This window comes from Neobacillus drentensis, from assembly GCF_036962125.1.
Lineage (GTDB): Bacteria > Bacillota > Bacilli > Bacillales > Cytobacillaceae > Neobacillus > Neobacillus drentensis_B.
Map to the genome: position 1 here is coordinate 52,832 of NZ_JBALOA010000018.1, position 18,581 is coordinate 71,412.

The following is an 18,581-nucleotide window of genomic DNA, read 5'->3' on the forward strand; positions in this document are numbered from 1 at the left end:
TAAAGGAGTGACGTATATTGTTTCTTGCTATAAAAGAGTTAAAGCATGGTAAATTACGATTTCTAATGATAGGTGTTATAACTGTTCTGATTGCTTGGCTGGTATTCATTCTATCTGGGTTAGGAAACGGCCTTTCCACTCTTAGTGCGGCAACATTTAAAAACATGAATGCCAGTTATGTGACTTTTGAAGATGACTCAAGATCCTCTATGAGTCGATCGTTATTGAGTGAATCATTGGCAAAGAAACTAGAAAACCAAACTAATGTTTCAGCTGCGTCAGCAATGGGTGCGACCATGGGAACCGTACTTAATCATTCTGATTCTGATGATAAAGAAAAAATAGATATTGCCATATTGGGAATATCACCTGGTAGTTTTCTGGAACCTAATGTGATTGATGGAAAACCACTTCAAGCAAGTAAACCTTTGGAAGTTATCGCTAATGATACTTTAAAGAAAAAGGGCTTTAAAATTGGCGATACATTGAAAATTGAAGGATCATTAGAAAAAATGGAAATTGTCGGGTTTGTTAAAAATGAAACATACAATCATTTACCTGCTATTTTTACTACCCTGGATAAATGGCGCTCTATTCAATTTGCAGCACCTGGTTCTGATAAAGGAATTGAGAAACCTGTAAATGCGATTATGTTGCAAGGGGAAAATATTGATTCTGAGAAACTAAATAAGTTATTCAATCATACGGAAACAGTAACCAAGAGCACAGCCGTACAGGGAATGCCTGGTTATAAAGAAGAAAATGGCACAATTATGATGATGCTTGCTTTCCTATTGGCCATCTCAGCTTTTGTACTAGGTGTATTCTTCTATGTAATTACCTTGCAAAAATCAAATCAATTTGGCATATTAAAAGCCTTTGGTGCCAGCAATCGTTTCTTGGGAAGAGCCATTGTCTCCCAGGTATTTCTATTATCATTTATTAGTATTATAGCAGGAATCCTATTAACCTATGGGACAGCCCTTATTCTTCCGGATGAAATGCCATTTTCACTTGATCTTAAATTAGTAGTCCTTTATGCCCTATTATTACTTGTGATTTCGGTTTTAAGTTCATTGGTTTCCGTTCGAAAAATCACAAAAATAGACCCACTTCAAGCGATTGGGAGGATGGAATAATGTCAGGAATCCAATTAAAAAATGTCTCTAAACAGTATCAACAGGGTGAAAATCAAGTTCTTGCCCTTGATGATATCTCCCTAACTGTAGAACAAGGTGAGTTTATTGCTGTCATTGGCCCATCAGGTTCAGGAAAAAGTACATTTCTTGCTATTGCAGGTGCATTACTCCATGCATCTAAAGGTGCGGTCATTCTTAACGGTAAGAACCTTAGTGAGTTAAAACCTAAGGATTTAGTGCGATTGCGGTTGGAGGAAATAGGATTTATCTTACAAACTAGTAATCTTATCCCCTATTTAAATGTTCTAGAACAATTACTTGTGGTAAAAAAAATGGCAGGGAAACTTGTAAAAGAGGATAAAGAATTTGCAAAGGAATTATTACAAAGTCTTGGTTTAGCAACAAAACTGGAAAAATTACCTGAACAGTTATCTGGAGGAGAACGACAGCGTACGGCAATTGCTCGTGCTTTTATAAATAATCCATCTATTATTCTAGCAGACGAGCCAACAGCAAGTCTTGATTCGATGAGGGCTCATGAAGTGGTTCAACTCATAGCCAAAGAAACAAAAATAAGAAACAAAGCTGCAATCATGGTTACCCATGACGAACGAATGCTTGAATACTGCGATAAAGTGTATCGAATGGAAGATGGCAGACTTAAACATGATGATTCTTTCAGTCATGAAAAGTTGAAGACAATCTCTACTAAGGGATAAACATCTGCATTATAAACTAAGGAAAATTCATGCATACTACTCGAATTCAGTTATCCACACAATTTTTTTATATGACTATATAAAGCTCATTAGACAAAAAAGGTAGGCTAAACAAGTAGATCATAAATAGTATATCTTGTTTAGCCTATACCTTTGTACAAATTCCCCACCAATAAATAGAATTCATGTATAAAAACTGCCTCTATTTATGGTACGGTTCATCTCGGTGCATCTATATGAGGTTTCATAATTCTAGTCTACTTGTAATCATTTCTTGGTCCTTCATCCATTATAACTTCTACCATACCTGAAGACCCCATCCTAAGTTTAGGTCTATGTTCTGAGTTCGGTGTACTATAAAGCTCCAATGGGCTTATAATTACTCCATCCGATGTATTTTGAAGTATTCCGGGTACACAGGAATAAATTCTATCATTATTATTTGCATTTTTTGCAGATATGGTAACTGAGGTTCCATTATGATTATCTATACTCATGGACACCTTGTATCTATAGAATGAGCCTGTCCCATTTGACTGAGCCGAATAAACCACAGGAACAACTGCGAGAATTTCATTATTTAACCTTAATTTAATAACTTCTGTCTTAGTTGGTCCGCTATTTCTCCTAACATCCCCCATATGTTCCACTGCTCCTTTGCCAAAACTTCTGAGCGGAGGGGTTCCATTTGCCCCAAACATAGCTACATCTATCTGCTTCCCATTCTTTGTATAGACTAAAGCATATATATCATAATCTGTCCCAGTTTTCCAAGATACGGTAGCTGTAATTTCTGGTGTTTTTTCAATGATCACTGGCTTTTGACCTTTTTCGAGACTTATCTTACCCTTTACCTTTTCAAGGCTTATCAGTGACATAGCGTTATTTTTAGGAACAGTTTGAGGCGGTTCTTTTGCGGTTTGTTTTTGAATAGTTTTAGGTTCAGAAGGCTTGTTTTGCTCCTCAGTTTCAACCTCTACACCATAATTTTTACATAACCCTTCAAGCCCGGAATTAAATCCCCGCCAGATTGATTTTACTTTTGTCTGGCCATTCCTTAGATATAATTCTAATACTACAATTCCATTTTCATTTGTGAAACTAGATGGGGTTAACTGAATAAAAGTATGATCGGTACCTATCTCTGCCTTTAAATTCTTTACATTTGAAAATCCCGTACTATTATCCTCTGTAAGAGTAATAGCTATTTTTGAAATGCCTTCAGGAGCTTTACTCATATTAAAATTAATTTTATGTACTTTTGTATTACCTACATTCTCAGACGGCATTAAGGTAGCTACACCAGAAGAGCTCTCTGGTTGATTATAAAATATAATTCCACTATCTCCTTGTACCTTGTCTAAATCAGTTAAAAGGAATGCTGTTAAGGAAATATCTATCGAATTAGAAATTTCATAGCTAACAGTAATAGTACCTTTTGGGGAACTTAAAACTGTATTGGCACCCATCTGAAGAAATTGATTCATATATACACTCCCTATTCCTCTTTCAATTTGCACTTACAATTTTTCACAAATCCATCCTTCCACTCCACCCAGATATAAAAGAAAATTTCTAGATTACTCTAATTGATCATATCAAAAATCGACCTAACATTCTAAGAAGATTTACAATTATTGGTTTTTTATTCATTTTCAAATTCGTCTGTATCTCGACCTGTGACTTAAATCTTCCTAACTTGTAATCTGATATATTCGTTTCTAAAAAAAGTGCCAGACCGCCAGTGCATTAAAGCTTTAACACACTGGGGGTCAGGCACCTATATTCACGTAACTCTTGAGTGGTTAGTTTGTCCTTCATGGTCGTTCCTCCATCTACAGTTTTTCTTCATCATTTTAACCGTAATTGAGGTTTCAAGTTTTAATTGATGTGAGTTTTAACATATTTTATATGATAAATTTATGTAATAATGTGAATAAGTATGTACACTTTCATAAAGTGATTAATAGGAGACGGTGTAGTGTGAGGTTAGTGTCATTAAGTAGGTGTAAAGCAGGGACAGAGTTAGCCAAATCAATCTATGATAACAATGGCCTAGTTTTACTAGCAGAGGGGTATAAATTAACGGATAAAGCCATTTCGAGATTAAGGCATCTCGGTATTTTTGCGGTATATGTAAAAGACAAATATAGCGATGGTTTAATAGAGGATTTTAGTATTTCACACGAATTAAAACAAAGGTCGTTAGTAGAAATAAAAACTTCCTTCACCAGTTTGAAATCTAAATCAAAATTGACTGGTAGATTTAGCCCCAAAATTTTAAAATCATTTCAAAATTTATGTGATGATGTGTTATCAGAACTTCTTTCAAACAAAAAAACATTGAATTTAATGACATCCATACAAGTATATGACAATTATCTATACAATCATTCATTTAATGTAATGGTCTATACTTTGCAATTGGCCATCAACTCAAGGGTTAGGCCGAAAGATTTAAATGAATTAGGTATAAGTGGGTTACTTCATGACGTTGGTAAAATGGTGATTCCTATTGAAATTTTAAACAAACCAGAGAAATTAACGGCAGAAGAGTTTCAACTTATTCAAACACACACATCTGTGGGTTATGAATATTTAAAAAAACAGCATGAAATACCTATATTGGCATCCCGTTGTGCATTTGAACACCATGAAAAGATAGATGGTACTGGGTATCCACAAGGATTAAATGGGAAGGATATTCATCCTTATGCAAAAATAATGGCTATAGCAGATGTATATGATGCAGTAACATCGAGTCGTTCATATAGACCAGCGATGTTGCCACACAAAGGTTTTGAAATTCTCTATAGTGGTGCGGGCACACATTTTGAAACGGAATTGGTCCAAATTTTTAAAAAATCGGTTATTATGTATCCTGTTGGTATAACAGTAACACTAAGTACTGGTGAAACAGGTTTTGTAGTTAAAAATAATGGTAATTTCCCAGAACGCCCTATTATTCGTGTTATCGAAAAAGATGGTGTAGCTTTACAGGAATCAGAAGTGCATGATATCGATATGTTAACAAATTTAACTTCCAATATCGTTTATAGTGATGTGGTTATGTAAAGAAGAGTAACCAATCGCTGTGTGCATGGTTAGATATTTACTTATTCAAGGAAATCTTTAACCCTATGGAAATCGATCAACTTATAAAAAGCCCTATCCAACTAGTTATTGGATAGGGCTTGCTTGTGGTAATTCAATCCAAACTGAGAGGAAATCCGATCAGGTCTGACCCCCTCTTAGTGATGAAACCCATTATCACATTTCGTATCATGCGGCATAGGACCGTCTAGGGAATCCAGAAAGGCAACGGCCTGTCTGAGGTTCATCAAAAACAAATGCGCGAGATCCATGGAAAAGCCGTTCCGAACCACAACGCGCATGATCGTCACCTCTTCCATATCTGGCGGCAATGGATAGGCGGGCACCTGCCAGCCGAACACACGTAATTGTCGAGACAAGTCATACAGATTCCAGTTTGATGTGTATCCCTCTTTCAGCCGCCAAGCGAAAACTGGAATATCCGAACCATCGGACAAAAGTTCAAACGGTTCCATCTCTTGAATTGCCTTGCTAAGAAAATGGGCGACTGTCTGAGAGGCCTTTTGCACCTCATAGTACCCATTTTTGCCTAAACGCAGGTAATTGTAATATTGCAGGAGCACTTGTGCGCCAGGACGAGAGAAATTCAGGGCAAAGGTCGGCATGTTCCCGCCCAAATAGGACACGCGGAAGATGAGATCCTCTGGAAGATCTTCAGCTTCCCGCCATATGATCCAACCTAGACCAGGGTAGACTAATCCATATTTATGTCCGGAAACATTGATAGACTTCACCCTAGGTAATTGAAAATCCCAGACCAAGTCTGGTTGAAGAAACGGTGCGATAAATCCTCCCGAAGCCGCATCCACATGCATGGGAATATCGAGGCCCGTCCTCTCCTGTAAATCATCCAACGCTTTCGCAATGTCAGCAACCGGTTCGTAAAGCCCCGTATAAGTCTCACCGAGAATCGGCACCACACCAATCGTATTTTCGTCCACGGCAGCGAGGACCCCCTCTGGATCCAAGTGGGGATGCTCTAGGTTAATCTTCACATAACGCGGTTCGACCTCCCAATAGTTCGCGAATTTTTCCCAAACGACTTGAACAGCGGAACTAAACACGATATTGGGCTGATCCACCGGCTTCCCTTGGCTTTTGCGCAATTTTTGCCAGCGCCTCTTTAACGCAAGTCCTCCGAGCATACAGGCTTCCGACGATCCTGTAGTTGAAACGCCCATCGTCGTAAGGGGGTTGGGAGAATGCCAGAGGTTGGCTAAAATGTGGACACACCGTTCCTCAATTGCGGCTGTTTGCGGATACTCATCCTTGTCAATCATGTTTTTGTCGAATGATTTGGTATATAATTGCTCAGCGGCAGGCTCCATCCATGTGCTAACGAATGTCGCAAGATTCAGGCGTGCATTGCCATCAAGAGCAATTTCATCATGGACGATTTGATACGCTGTTTCGGGTAACATGCCTGTATCAGGCATTTGAAAGCGCGGAACGACTATTTCTCCTTCACGGGCAAACAGAGGATTCACAGAAAATTCGTGAGGCAGCTTCATTTGCACGTGACGCGGCAGATATTGTGGTTTATCTGGCAATGCCTTTATTCCTTCGTTTGCGTCGTTCTGAACTTCGGCTTTTCGATCCTGTGGCATACAAGTCCTCCTTCATCTATTGTTTAACCACCATATTATTTCCAAAAAGCTACTTGGTAAACAAGGGACGTTTCTAGAAACGAAATGAATTAAAACTATTTTGAAAAAGTAGGAAATGCATTTAATAATGAATTTTATTAATAGGAGCCTCTGTTTTCAGATAGTAGACTCCCCTTTAATATTGGTTTTTTCAATTACATTCCATCATTTGCTAATAAATCTAGTAATTCTTTATTTGTGGATGTCTTTAATTCATTCTTAATTCCCATTCATTCGATTGATGAAAAGGAAAAAGGGCCCAAAGCTTCCGCTATAGGGACCCTCGTCTTTTTGCTTTAATACTATCTAACTTCCCTGTCTTACCTCCACTTGCTCTAAAGCTTCAACCTTTTGATAATCGTGTCGAAACCGCATACTAAAGTACGCAATGGAACATGACATGAACATTGCCATAAAGGAAAGAAGTACTCCTGAATTCCTCCACATCATTCCAAAATCACCATCCGAAATGACAGCTTTAAATCCATGAACAGTATAGGTCATTGGCAGAATGGCATTAAAATGCTGAAGGAACTTAGGAATTAGTTCAAGCGGGAATGTACCGGCACTTGTTGTTAATTGCAAAATTAACAGAATAATTGCCACAAAACGCCCCGGATCCCCAAATGCAGTAACCAGAAACTGAATGAGTGTTACAAAAGTCAAACTCGTCAGGATGGTAAACAAGATAAATCTCGGTGTACTTTCGACATGTAAACCTAATCCGTTAAGCAATAGTAAATCTACCACTAACGCTTGAATGATTCCAATAGTTGCTATGATTATTATTTTTCCAATAAACCAATTAAAACCACTAGAAGGTGTAATGGCAGGCAGACGCAATGGAAAGACAATCGAGATTAATAAGGCCCCGACAAACAATCCTAAAGAAATGAAGTAAGGTGCAAAACCTGTTCCATAGTTGGGAACCTTATTGATTTTTTTATTGGATAGTTTTACAGGGTCGGCCATCATATTATAGGTTTTCTTATCTGCATGCACCTTGGATGCCTCTTTTGAGCCATCTGCCAATTTACTGGCAAGTTCTTTTGAACCTTTTGACAAATCATTCGTTCCAACACCTAATTGCTGCGAACCATCGGCTAACTGTCCCGCTCCTGAAGTTAAAGCATGGGAACCAGTTGCTAACTGTTCCATTCCTTTTGACAAGTCTGAAGCACCCTTATTCAGATCCTTAGAACCGCCCGACAATAGTCCTGTCCCAGAAACAATCGCACTTGAACCGCTCGTTAACTGAGACATACCATTTGCTAAACTATTGCTTCCTATTGTTAATTGATTTCCTCCGACTTTTGCTTCGGAAAGCTTCTGCCCAAATAGCTGCATTCCAGCCAAAAAGTCTCCTTCCCCGACAGCAAGTCGAGTAGCACCAGCAACCATCTGTGGACTTCCATTGGCTAGTTTAGCAATCCCTTGTTGCAATGCGGTTTGCCCTTGATTGAGCTCACCTAACTTTTCTGCAATGGTTGAAACGCCGCTTGAAAGTCGTCCGGCAGAATCATATAAACTTTTTGTCCCAACTGCTAAATTAGCACTTCCGGTTTCCAAATCCTGCAATCCTTTAGACAAAGCCGTTTTTTGTCCATCAGGCAATGCTGCGAAAGAAGGAGATTGCATTAAAGATTCCAGTTGCTGTTTTAAAGATGTAATTCCTTGATTAATTTGCTCGGCACCTGTAACTGCGGCATTTGCTCCTTGCTGCCACTGATTTAAGCCCCCTGACAGATTTTCAGCACCGGTATATAACTCAGCCGTTCCTTTAACCAAGTGTGGCATTTGGCTATTCATTAACTGAATACCCTCATCTGCTTTTTTCAAATTATCCGCTAATTGTTTACTTCCATCAGTTAATTGGCCAGATGCGTCCTCTAACTGCTTATGGCCATTCTGTAATTGTCCAAGGCCATCAGCTAAAGTTTTCGAACCGCTGGCAAGCTCACCTGCTCCCGAATTAGCTTTCTGCATGCCATTATTATATTCTATTAATTTTCGCCCAAGTGTTTCTAGACCATTGTTTAGTTGTTCAGAGCCTGAAGCGAGTTTTTTTGCTCCAGAATCAGCTTTCTGCATACCATTATCGAATTCAATTGATTTTCCTGCCAGTGTTGCCAGTCCGTCTTTTAAATCCTTTGCTCCATTATTTATCTTAACAGCACCATCGTTTAGCTTGTCTGCCCCATCACTAGCTTTATCAATTCCGTCAGCAAGCTCCTTCACTTTTGAGAACATCGTTTCAGCATATGTCTCTGTTACTTTTTGGGCAACTGCTGTTTTGATTTCTGCCGTGGCTGTCTTCCCAATTTGAGCAGACAAAAAGTTGTAACCTTCGTTCGGAACATAAATCATCTTTAATTTTTTGGGATCATGATCAAGAAGCGTAGTTGCATTTTTTGAAAAATCCCTTGGAATCTCAATCAACATATAATATTTCTCATTTTTAAGCCCTTGATAACCTTCTTTTTTTCCAACGAAACTATACTTGAAATTCTTTCCATCTTTGAGTTTTTTCACAAGATCATTACCAATCTTCAATCTATCACCGTCAAAATTTGCTCCTGCATCCGAGTTAACCACAGCGACTGGCAATTTATCCATTTTACTGTAAGGATTCCAGAATGCCCATAAGAACATTCCGGCATACATAACAGGGACAAACAAAACAGCAATGATTGGGATTAATATTTTTTTATTTGTAAATATCTCCCTTAATTCTGCTTTTAGTAGAATGTTCTTCATAAGATGTGCCTCCTTGAATATCTGACTAAAATCCTCATTTGGTCATTTTATTGATTAAAAATAGGAATATCTCATTTAGATAATCCATAAAAAATATTCATCTCAAAAACTTTTAATATTTCTTCTTTTTGTAATGGATTATGGTGTTTTTCCCAATCAAAAATAAGTGCTATGTACAATTTTAACATGATAAATGCCGTTAGCTCTGGATTACAATCATTGATTTTTCCATTATTGATTGCAGTTATTATCTTTTGTGAAATATAGTGAACAATTTCTTGTTCGAGTTTTTCCATACTTCCCAAAATTGCCTTCGTTCCCATTTCTCTTTCTTCTTGAATTAATTTAATTGTCAATTGGTTCTTTAATCTAAATTCAAGAATTCGATAAAGGGCGTTATGAAGATTATTAATGAAGGATAATTCCGGATTAAAAGCTTTTTCCGCCTCCTCTTTCATTTCTGATATCAGCGATGTGATAATCTCATCAAGCAACTCTTCTTTACTCTGGAAAAAAGTATAAATCGTACCCTTACCTACACTGGCCAGTCTTGCTATCTGATCCATTGTTGTTGCCTTGTAACCAAAGATTGAAAAGGAGTGGATCGTAGCTTCAATAATTTTTCTCCTACGGTCAACTAACATTAAACACCTCTTTTACAATATGACCAATTGATGATTTCAGTCAGTTAGTACTAAAGGAAGTATAACAAAGTTTTAAATTTTTGCAAGAAGAAAGCTAAAATAAACTTTTGAGGATTTTCATGTATAATCCATTTGCATATGATCCTCACGTTCTGCTTACAGGTCGAGTCATTTGATTCGATTAATCACGATTAATAATCTATACCCCACCACTTAGTGATTTATCTCATTTTATATTTTTATTTACACTCCTATAATAGTTTTTGGCCATCAAACTATATTTAATAGAAAGTTAGTGTTGTATGAAAAACAAGAATAGTTATGTTCCATCTAGATTTAATGCTCTATCACATACTGATGACAATGGAGTTGTGCTTCTAAATAGTTATACTGGTGCCATTGCTCATTTTTCAGATGAAGAAAAAGAAGCTGTCTTATCTTCTATAAAAAGAGCTGGTACAGAAAGTTTAGAAAACGAAATACATAAAGATTTATATAATAATGGTTTTTTAGTTTCTAGCGATGTTGATGAAAAGAGAAGGGCACAATTTCTTCATCAATCCTTACACCGAACAGATATCATGCACCTTGTCCTTTTACCAACCCAAGCCTGCAATTTCCGTTGTACATATTGTTATGAAACGTTTGAACGCGGGAAAATGGATCGCAAAATAATCAATGGTCTCAAGGCATTCGTACAAGAAAAGAAAGCAAATTTATCGACCCTACATATTAGTTGGTTTGGTGGTGAACCATTAGTTTCTTTAGATGTCATTGAGGAACTTTCCACTCACTTCTTATCGATTGCTGAGGAAAACAATATACAATACTCTTGTGACCTTGTTACAAATGGTTATTTATTAACAAAAGATGTTTTTCAAAGATTACTATCTTGGAATATTAATCAATTTATGATTACGATTGATGGAATTGGGGAAGTACACGATCATCGAAGACCTTTATTAGGTGGTGGGAAAACATTTGGTAAAATCATCGATAATCTATTAGCCATTAAAGACATCCCGGATTCATTTGATATCACCATTCGAACAAATTTCGATGAAAGTAATTTACAGGAAGCATCAAAGTTAACTGAGTTCTTAGTAGAACATTTTGCAGATGATAAGCGTTTTGGAATTATGTATCGTCCTGTTGGAAAATGGGGTGGAAAAAACGATGATGACATCCCTGTATGTAGCCGCACCATGTCTAACAAAAAGATTTGGGAGCTGACAGATGAAGCCATTACACAAGGATTAAATATGAGCCCCATGGTAACAGAGTCATTAATGCCATCTGGATCGGTCTGCTATGCAGCAAAACCACACTCATTAGTAGTTGGTTCTGATGGTCAATTGTACAAGTGTACCCTCTCTCTTGATGAGGAATTTAATAAAGTCGGAAAAATACATGAAGATGGTCATCTAGATCTTGATTATGATAAAATCGCCAGTTGGGTCACTTCAGGAGAGGAAACGGATGCAGTTTGTCAATCCTGCTTCTACCGTCCAGCATGCCAAGGCAATCATTGTCCATTATATCGTATCCGTACTGGGGAGAGGCCTTGCCCTTATGAAAAGAGGAATATTAAAAAGGTATTAAACTTAATATGGAAAAATAGTTTGTAAAGAAAACGGATATTGCAAATCGGTTTTACGCCTATTAATCCAAAGTGAAAGGGGGTGAGTTACATGCGCATTTTACGTCCAGCTTCATCTCCAGTTAACAATAATAACACTGGAAAAATTATGAAATCAGTACCAGGTAACTTAAAATAAGAGCATATATCACCAGAAGGCAACTCCCCAATTAGGGCGAGTTGCCTTCTTAATGCTACTATAAAAATTGACCAATATTTCATTATTAAATTCGTCTTCCCCCCCTAGGATACAGAGAATAAAAAAGAATGTATTTATAATAAAATCGGATTATTTATAATTTTCAGTTTTATTTTTTTAAAATTAATGGCGAACAGTACCTGTCACTGTTCGCCATTATCAGCAAAACTTACTTAGTCCAAATGATATTTTTTGCCTGATTGGAATATACGAACAATTATTTTGAATATTCATCCAGGAGTTTTTTTATTGATTGGTTCATTTCTTCTATATTTGGATTCTTCACTTTAGAATTATTTAGTTCATATTTCTTTTTTAACTTCAAAATTCTACTTACACTTTCATTTATTCTTTGTTCAGTAATTTCCCCTTTTTGGACAGCGGTTTTTAAAGAAGAAATGGCTTCTACTACATTGCTATAACCATGTCCAACTAAAATAATATCGCTGCCTGCCCTGACTGATTCAACTGCTGCCCTGCCAATCGAATAATGATCGATAATTGCCTTCATTGTCATGTCATCGGTTATTACAACACCGTTATAGTCCAATTGCTGCCTCAGGATCCCTGTTATTATATTTTTGGACATGGAAGATGGAAAATTAGCATCCAGTTTAGGCAGTAAGATATGGGCAACCATAACAACATCAGCACCGCTATTGATTGCCTGCTCAAACGGGATTAATTCGAGCTCTTTTAGTTGCTGAAGGCTTTTATTTACAATTGGCAGCTCAAGATGGGAGTCAACAGACGTATCTCCATGACCTGGAAAATGCTTAATGGTTGGGATAATGTTTTGCGACTGTATACCTTTAAGGGTTTGAATACCAAGCTTACTAACAATTTCAGAATTATTCCCGTATGATCGATCTCCTATAACCGGGTTATTGGGATTGCTGTTGATGTCCAGGACAGGAGCAAAATCAAGATTGAAACCAAATTCTTTTAACTCCTTCCCTAACAGCGTCCCCACCTGATAGGAAAACTGAGAATTATTAATTGCCCCAATTTCTTTATTGGTTGGAAAATTAATCAATCCACCAGGGAGTCTGGTAACACGCCCACCTTCTTGATCTACTCCCAATAGAAGCGGCACCTTCTGGTCATTTTCAGACTTCATTTGATTCAATAGCTGTACTGCTTGTGTTGGGCTTATTAAATTAGGCTTGAAAAAAATAATCCCGCCAACCTTGTATTTCGTTAATAAATTTTTTGTATTTGTATCCATGGTGGTACCAGTTATACCTGCGAAGATCATTTGCCCAATTTTCTCATCTAAACTCATGTCAGCGATGGGTTTTTGCTGGTCAGGTCGAGTAGATGGCTCTGCTTGATTTTTTATTTGTGTATAGACTGAAATATGGTCCACTTTTGGATTTGGCTCCTGATTGGTCGGTTTTGGTAAGATCCACTTTAACTCTGTTAAAGTGTTAAGCTGATAAACAAGAATGATTTGGTCATGAGTTTCATCTTTAAAGTACCGAATCTCATCAGGTTCTCCGCCTGTTAATTTGATATCATTTTGCCGGATTCTTTGTAACTCAGAATCATATGACCTGATATCAGAGACAATCTCACCCAGATATCCTATGACGACATTTCGATTCTTATATTCTTCGTACCTGCCACTTGCAGTGTCTGTTGTTTGGTTCGGTTCTCCCCATTTATTATGTACCTCCTGTTTCTTAGCCTTACCCGATTCGAAAGGAATACCGTCCACTTTTCCTTCCTTTGCCAAGGAAAAAAGTTCATTAATATAGTCATGCAGTTTCTGATCTTTGCTTTCACCTATTTCCTCTGGAGAATTGGGTGAAGGTTCAACAGATTGTTGAGAGTTTTCCTTTGTGGGCTGTTTCCCATCCCTGTCCTTATCAAAAACATAAATAACAACAACTAGAATAATAAGCAACGATAGGAATGACAAAATAAGTGGTTTCAAGATGGATTTTTTACGTTTTGGCATAATAGAATCCCTTTCTTTGGTGAACTCACCATTTATATATTGCTTATTTTACACTATGTCTTGTTTATTCATTACCTAAATGGAGCGTTTTTGACTTGCTGTAACAAAAAAAGGTGCCTGACCCCCAGTGTGTTAAAGCTTTAATGCTCATGGGGACAGACACCTATATTCCTAATGCTTGCATGGGATTTAAAAAAACCTAACTTACTTTTATCGTTCTACTCTTACTCTTATTTCCTGATTTGTCTTGAGCATATATCTTTAATGTTGAACCCGTCTTTTGTACCTCAATTTTCACTTTATAGTTTCCTCGACGATCTACGATTCCTTGCCCAATCTTCTTATTTCCATTGTAAATATAAATAGTTGCTGCTTTTTCACCTTTACCACTTACCGTTACATTTTTACTAGTTATTTTATTAACAGTCGGGACAACAGGTGGCGTTTTATCTAGTACCTTAATTCTCTTACTCTTACTCTTATTTCCTGCCATATCAACCGCATAAACAACAATGCTTGTACCTGCTTTTTGCTTTTTAATTTTAATGGTATATCTTCCATTTTTTGCAGTTGCTTTGCCTATTTGTTTGCTTCCAACCTTTGCAAACAATTTTGAATCGGATTCAACTTCGCCTTTAATAACAGTAGAATGATCATTTACAGCATTCACTGTTGGAATGCTTGGTTCAATAGACTTTATTACACGGTAAAGAACACTATGTTTTTTATCCAATGTTGACAAAAATTGATCTTCTGAAGCGTCTTCACTCAAAAATTTCGTTCTTTTAATTTTTTGTGCTTTTACCTTTTTGTTAATATTCCAAACTTCTTGGGTAACCTTAAGAGTGATTCCATCTAACCCGCCACTCTCTTCTGGAAGCTTTTTCAATCCAATCTCCGTGTAAGATTTTCTTGCGTTAAAGTGTTTATCTACCAAAATATCAGTTTTTAGAAAGTTTCTTTTATCCAGCATTCCCGATTTTTTCATCTCAGGTAATAACTGATTGAACCCAACCCTAGCTTGTTGTATGACTTGCTTAATCTCCTCTACAGAAACAACCATATCATCGCCTGATATTTTATTTACTTCATTAATAGTCTTAGCCAATTGTGTGAGCGCTTTTTGATCTTTTGACAGATTATCAAGGAATTTAAACAATAGACTAGGCAATTCATTAGCATATACTGCAGCATGAATCTTGTGACCTGTTATTTTCTCGCCATGTACCTTAAAATGTACGTTCTTTTGAACATTAATATGTTTTGGGTTTGGCAGATCCTTTACAAGATAAGGGAGCAATTTGGATTGAATCGTTTGAACTAACTTTTCAGTAGATCCCCCATCCTGCTGAACAGGGATGCGGATTGCCTTAGAAGCTTGATCTAATAATAAAACCATCTGCTTTTTATCGGAATATAACTGGAACGGAATTTTACCTTTTTTGAGTTTGACAAATCCACCCACCGAGACCGTATCAGCATTTTGCATTTTGGTTTGAACCTGAATTTCCATATTATTTAAAAGATCTAATACTTTTAAATACTCTTTATCCTTTACTTTTGATTTCTTATAAGAAAGATGAAGTGAAGCAACTGCATAACTTTGGGATGACTTAATCTTGGCATTATTTAAAATCATTTGATTTAAATTAACACCTTTAATCGAATCACATGCGGTCATTAAAAAGATAGAAGCAACAATGACTAGAAACAGTTTTTTAAACATCGAATTCTCCTTTTTCATTAAAAATATACTCTTCTCTTCTGCACAAAATCATGATGGAATTTTTTTATCATTCTACAAAAATATTACAATTCAAATATAATAATATCACATTGTTAATTTATTTTGAAAGCGTATAAAAAAATAAAAAAAAGTGAATAAACATTCTCCTAATCTACATTTCCTAGCCCGAAAACAAAACGATCTTATTTAGCAAAAAGAAAAAGCGTGTTTTGAAAAAGACTGATCAAAACACGCTTATTACATTTAAGCCATATATAAGACAACCTCTTGTTCCTTTAACGAAGCCTGAACATCTATGATACGTTGATTGCAACTTCCACGAAAACGTTGCTTCGGTTCCATCTTCTCTATTAAAAACTTTCCATCTACTAATATATCTACTTCCTGTAGAAATGCTTGTACATCATAATTCCTTTCAGACCAGCGTAAAAGTTCCTCAAATGTAAAGCCTGTATAAGACCAAATATTTAATCCCGTTGCTTTTACACGTTTCACTAACGAAAATAGCTCTTGGCAATAAAGAAAAGGTTCTCCACCAGATAGTGTTAACCCATCTAAAAAGGGATTCTCTATAATTTGATTATAAATATCATCTTCGTCATACAGTTCACCATAGTCCTTATCCCAGGATTCTGGATTATGGCATTCTGGGCAATGATGTGGACATCCTGATATAAAAAGAACAGCTCTCCATCCTTCACCATTCGAGATAGAATCAGAATAGAATCCTCCGATTTTCAATTTCGTCTCCCCCCTGCCTTTTAGAAATGAATGACTCGATCTTGTAATTCTGCTTTTTTACCATCATTCCACTTGCCTGTTGTCCCAACCAAGTATCCTGTAATACGTTGGATCACATCCAAATGATTGCTATGACATGCTTCACAAGTTGTTGCTTCAGCATCGCTTGTTTCATGTCCGCAATCTAAGCAACGACAGATTGTATGATTTAAGCTAAAATATCCAATTTTTAGGTGATGTGCCATCAGCATCATCTTTTCAATCGCCTGCCAGTTTTCGGATGCTTTTCCATCTAATTCGATATAAGCAATATGTCCACCTAAGGTGAGGGCATGATACGGTGCTTCAATGGTCATTTTCTTTACAGCAGATATAGGATGCCAAACGGGGACATGGTTTGAATTGGTATAATATTCCCGAGTATTGATTCCTACCACTTCACCAAAACGTTCTCTATCAAGTTTTGGGAACTTTTTACACAACGATTCAGCTGGAGTAGCAAGTAAACTATAGTTAAGTTGATGACGTTCTTTTAGTTTCGTACATTTATCTCGCATAAAGGTGATAATTTCCAACCCTTTTGTTTGTGCTTCATCCGATTCTCCGTGATGTTTCCCTATTAATGCGAGTAAACATTCTGCTAGTCCAATAAATCCGATTCCTAAAGTGGATTGATTTATCACTTTTTCAATAGGTTCTTCGGGTTTTAATTCACTTCCACCCCGCCATAAGTATTTCATAACCGTTGGGAATTGTTTCGCTAAAGCTTGTTTCTGGAAATCAAAGCGTATTTTTAATTGTTCTCCGACTTCCTCCACTAAATATTCAAGTTTCCCATAGAAACGGGCCCATTTCTCTTCTTCGGAAGACCATTCTTTTTCGACTTCTTCCATTGTCTCTAATGCGATACGCACTAGATTAATAGAAGTAAAGGAAGCGTTCCCCCGACCGACGGATGTTTTTTCTCCATGAATATTTTCAAATACACGGGTACGACAACCCATTGTAGCTGCTTCATACAGATAACGTGTTGGATCCTCGACATTCCACTTTTCATGCTGATTAAAGGGCGCATCTAAGTTGATAAAATTTGGAAAGAGACGTTTTGCCGTTACGCGACATGCTAATTGGAATAAATCATAATTAGGATTGCCTTCCTTTAAGTTGACACCGTCTTTTACTTTAAAGATTTGAATGGGAAAAATAGCTGTTTGCCCATTGCCAACGCCACGTTCTGTTGAAAGGAGTAGCTGCTCTATCACACAGCGTCCCTCTGGAGATGTATCTGTCCCATAATTAATGGAAGAGAAAACGACTTGATTCCCGCCGCGCGAATGAATGCTGTTCATGTTATGTATAAACCCTTCCATCGCTTGATATACAATATTTATTGTTCGATTTAAAGCATATTGAATGACTCTCTCATCTCCGGTCAAACCATCCAAATCTTTTTCTTTATAAACAGAAATAGGAACAGCTATTAATTTATCAAAATCACATCCTATAAATTCACAAGACTTCTTCAATTCTTTTTCATAGGTTACTTTAACAAACGGAGCCATATAGAAATCAAAAGCTGGAATTGCTTGTCCTCCGTGCATTTCATTTTGAGCAGTTTCAAGAGAAATACACGCCATTACTGCAGCCCCATGAATCCCATTGGGACGACGCAGTGCAGCATGATTAACCTCCATTCCATTTTCGAGCATTTTATCAAGCGGATGCTGTACACAGGTTAAACTTCGAGTGGGATAAAAATCAAGGTCATGGATATGGATCGCTCCAGTTCGATGCAAGAAATGATATTCTGGTTTCAGTAATTCGGCTGATGTATAAGCTTTTGTCGTTTCACTTGCGAACTTCATCATCATTCCAGAAGGTGTCTCCGCACTCATATTGGCATTTTCCATTGTAATATCATTTGACTCCGCTTTAATAATCGACGTAATGGTATCAAATGATTTTCCATTTCTAGCTTTCGTTCTTTCTTCACGATATAAAATATAGGCTTTTGCTACATCCGTTCTCTCACTCTTCATAAGTTCAATTTCTACTAAGTCTTGAATATCTTCTACTGAGATTCGAATCTGTTGAATACGTTCATTCAAACCTTCCAATACCTTCTGAGCTAGGTACGGTGTAACTCCTTCTTCTGTGGCTAGTTCTGCCTTTTCAACAGCCTGAATTATTTTTTTAGGACAAAATGGAATTATACGTTTATCTCGTTTGATTACTTCTTGTATTTTATTCATCGTTGACAAAATCATCACGTT

At 36.9% G+C, this 18,581-nt stretch carries 12 protein-coding genes; 4 read left to right on the plus strand and 8 right to left on the minus strand.

The window, feature by feature from the left end:
* Positions 1 to 17: 17 nt before the first annotated feature.
* Both V7121_RS16570 and V7121_RS16575 read left to right on the plus strand, forming a co-directional pair.
* Entirely contained in the window at positions 18 to 1,139 is a 1,122-nt protein-coding gene (locus tag V7121_RS16570) for an ABC transporter permease (RefSeq protein ID WP_335494246.1), read from the plus strand.
* Positions 1,139 to 1,858 (plus strand): ABC transporter ATP-binding protein, encoded by a 720-nt coding sequence (locus V7121_RS16575; protein WP_335494245.1) that lies wholly within the window; start codon positions 1,139 to 1,141, stop codon positions 1,856 to 1,858. The genes V7121_RS16570 and V7121_RS16575 overlap by 1 nt, the downstream gene beginning before the upstream one ends.
* A 257-nt stretch (positions 1,859 to 2,115) precedes the next feature.
* Here V7121_RS16575 and V7121_RS16580 read toward each other — a convergent pair whose 3' ends face one another.
* Positions 2,116 to 3,345 carry a TerD family protein gene (locus V7121_RS16580; RefSeq protein WP_335494347.1) on the minus strand — a complete coding sequence of 410 codons (1,230 nt, stop codon included), beginning with the start codon at positions 3,343 to 3,345 and terminating at the stop codon, positions 2,116 to 2,118.
* 496 nt (positions 3,346 to 3,841) lie between these two features.
* Between V7121_RS16580 and V7121_RS16585 the strand changes: the two genes are divergently transcribed.
* Entirely contained in the window at positions 3,842 to 4,933 is a 1,092-nt protein-coding gene (locus V7121_RS16585; RefSeq protein WP_335494243.1) for an HD-GYP domain-containing protein, read from the plus strand.
* Between the two features lie 176 nt (positions 4,934 to 5,109).
* On the opposite strand, the gene V7121_RS16590 is transcribed toward V7121_RS16585, so the two are convergent.
* From V7121_RS16590 to V7121_RS16600, 3 genes are all read right to left on the minus strand, one after another.
* The gene (locus V7121_RS16590) at positions 5,110 to 6,579 is read right to left on the minus strand and encodes a glutamate decarboxylase (RefSeq protein WP_335494241.1); all 1,470 of its coding nucleotides are present in this window, start codon (positions 6,577 to 6,579) and stop codon (positions 5,110 to 5,112) included.
* A gap of 345 nt (positions 6,580 to 6,924) precedes the next feature.
* Positions 6,925 to 9,375 carry a YhgE/Pip domain-containing protein gene (locus V7121_RS16595; RefSeq protein WP_335494240.1) on the minus strand — a complete coding sequence of 817 codons (2,451 nt, stop codon included), beginning with the start codon at positions 9,373 to 9,375 and terminating at the stop codon, positions 6,925 to 6,927.
* A 71-nt stretch (positions 9,376 to 9,446) separates the two neighbouring features.
* Positions 9,447 to 10,019 (minus strand): TetR/AcrR family transcriptional regulator, encoded by a 573-nt coding sequence (locus tag V7121_RS16600; RefSeq protein WP_335494238.1) that lies wholly within the window; start codon positions 10,017 to 10,019, stop codon positions 9,447 to 9,449.
* Positions 10,020 to 10,321: 302 nt separating this feature from the next.
* On the opposite strand from V7121_RS16600, the gene V7121_RS16605 reads away from it, so the two are divergent.
* Positions 10,322 to 11,647: a radical SAM/SPASM domain-containing protein gene (locus V7121_RS16605; RefSeq protein ID WP_335494236.1), complete on the plus strand. Its 1,326-nt coding sequence runs from the start codon at positions 10,322 to 10,324 to the stop codon at positions 11,645 to 11,647.
* Between the two features lie 427 nt (positions 11,648 to 12,074).
* On the opposite strand, the gene nagZ is transcribed toward V7121_RS16605, so the two are convergent.
* From nagZ to V7121_RS16625, 4 genes are all read right to left on the minus strand, one after another.
* Positions 12,075 to 13,820, minus strand: coding sequence for a beta-N-acetylhexosaminidase (gene nagZ, locus V7121_RS16610; RefSeq protein ID WP_335494234.1), 1,746 nt, complete (start codon positions 13,818 to 13,820; stop codon positions 12,075 to 12,077).
* A gap of 199 nt (positions 13,821 to 14,019) precedes the next feature.
* Positions 14,020 to 15,546: an Ig-like domain-containing protein gene (locus tag V7121_RS16615; protein ID WP_335494232.1), complete on the minus strand. Its 1,527-nt coding sequence runs from the start codon at positions 15,544 to 15,546 to the stop codon at positions 14,020 to 14,022.
* 264 nt (positions 15,547 to 15,810) lie between these two features.
* Complete coding sequence (nrdG, locus tag V7121_RS16620; protein WP_335494230.1) at positions 15,811 to 16,308, minus strand: anaerobic ribonucleoside-triphosphate reductase activating protein; 498 nt, start codon at positions 16,306 to 16,308, stop codon at positions 15,811 to 15,813.
* 20 nt (positions 16,309 to 16,328) lie between these two features.
* Entirely contained in the window at positions 16,329 to 18,560 is a 2,232-nt protein-coding gene (locus V7121_RS16625) for an anaerobic ribonucleoside triphosphate reductase (RefSeq protein ID WP_335494228.1), read from the minus strand.
* Positions 18,561 to 18,581 lie beyond the last annotated feature (21 nt).

Excerpts from the sequence above, each read along its gene's own strand:
- V7121_RS16605 (WP_335494236.1), top strand. The coding sequence starts at position 10,322 with ATGAAAAACAAGAATAGTTATGTTCCATCTAGATTTAATGCTCTATCA.
- V7121_RS16615 (WP_335494232.1), bottom strand. The coding sequence starts at position 15,546 with ATGTTTAAAAAACTGTTTCTAGTCATTGTTGCTTCTATCTTTTTAATG.
- V7121_RS16595 (WP_335494240.1), bottom strand. The coding sequence starts at position 9,375 with ATGAAGAACATTCTACTAAAAGCAGAATTAAGGGAGATATTTACAAAT.
- V7121_RS16625 (WP_335494228.1), bottom strand. The coding sequence starts at position 18,560 with ATGAATAAAATACAAGAAGTAATCAAACGAGATAAACGTATAATTCCA.
- V7121_RS16590 (WP_335494241.1), bottom strand. The coding sequence starts at position 6,579 with ATGCCACAGGATCGAAAAGCCGAAGTTCAGAACGACGCAAACGAAGGA.
- V7121_RS16600 (WP_335494238.1), bottom strand. The coding sequence starts at position 10,019 with ATGTTAGTTGACCGTAGGAGAAAAATTATTGAAGCTACGATCCACTCC.
- V7121_RS16575 (WP_335494245.1), top strand. The coding sequence starts at position 1,139 with ATGTCAGGAATCCAATTAAAAAATGTCTCTAAACAGTATCAACAGGGT.
- V7121_RS16580 (WP_335494347.1), bottom strand. The coding sequence starts at position 3,345 with ATGAATCAATTTCTTCAGATGGGTGCCAATACAGTTTTAAGTTCCCCA.
- nagZ (WP_335494234.1), bottom strand. The coding sequence starts at position 13,820 with ATGCCAAAACGTAAAAAATCCATCTTGAAACCACTTATTTTGTCATTC.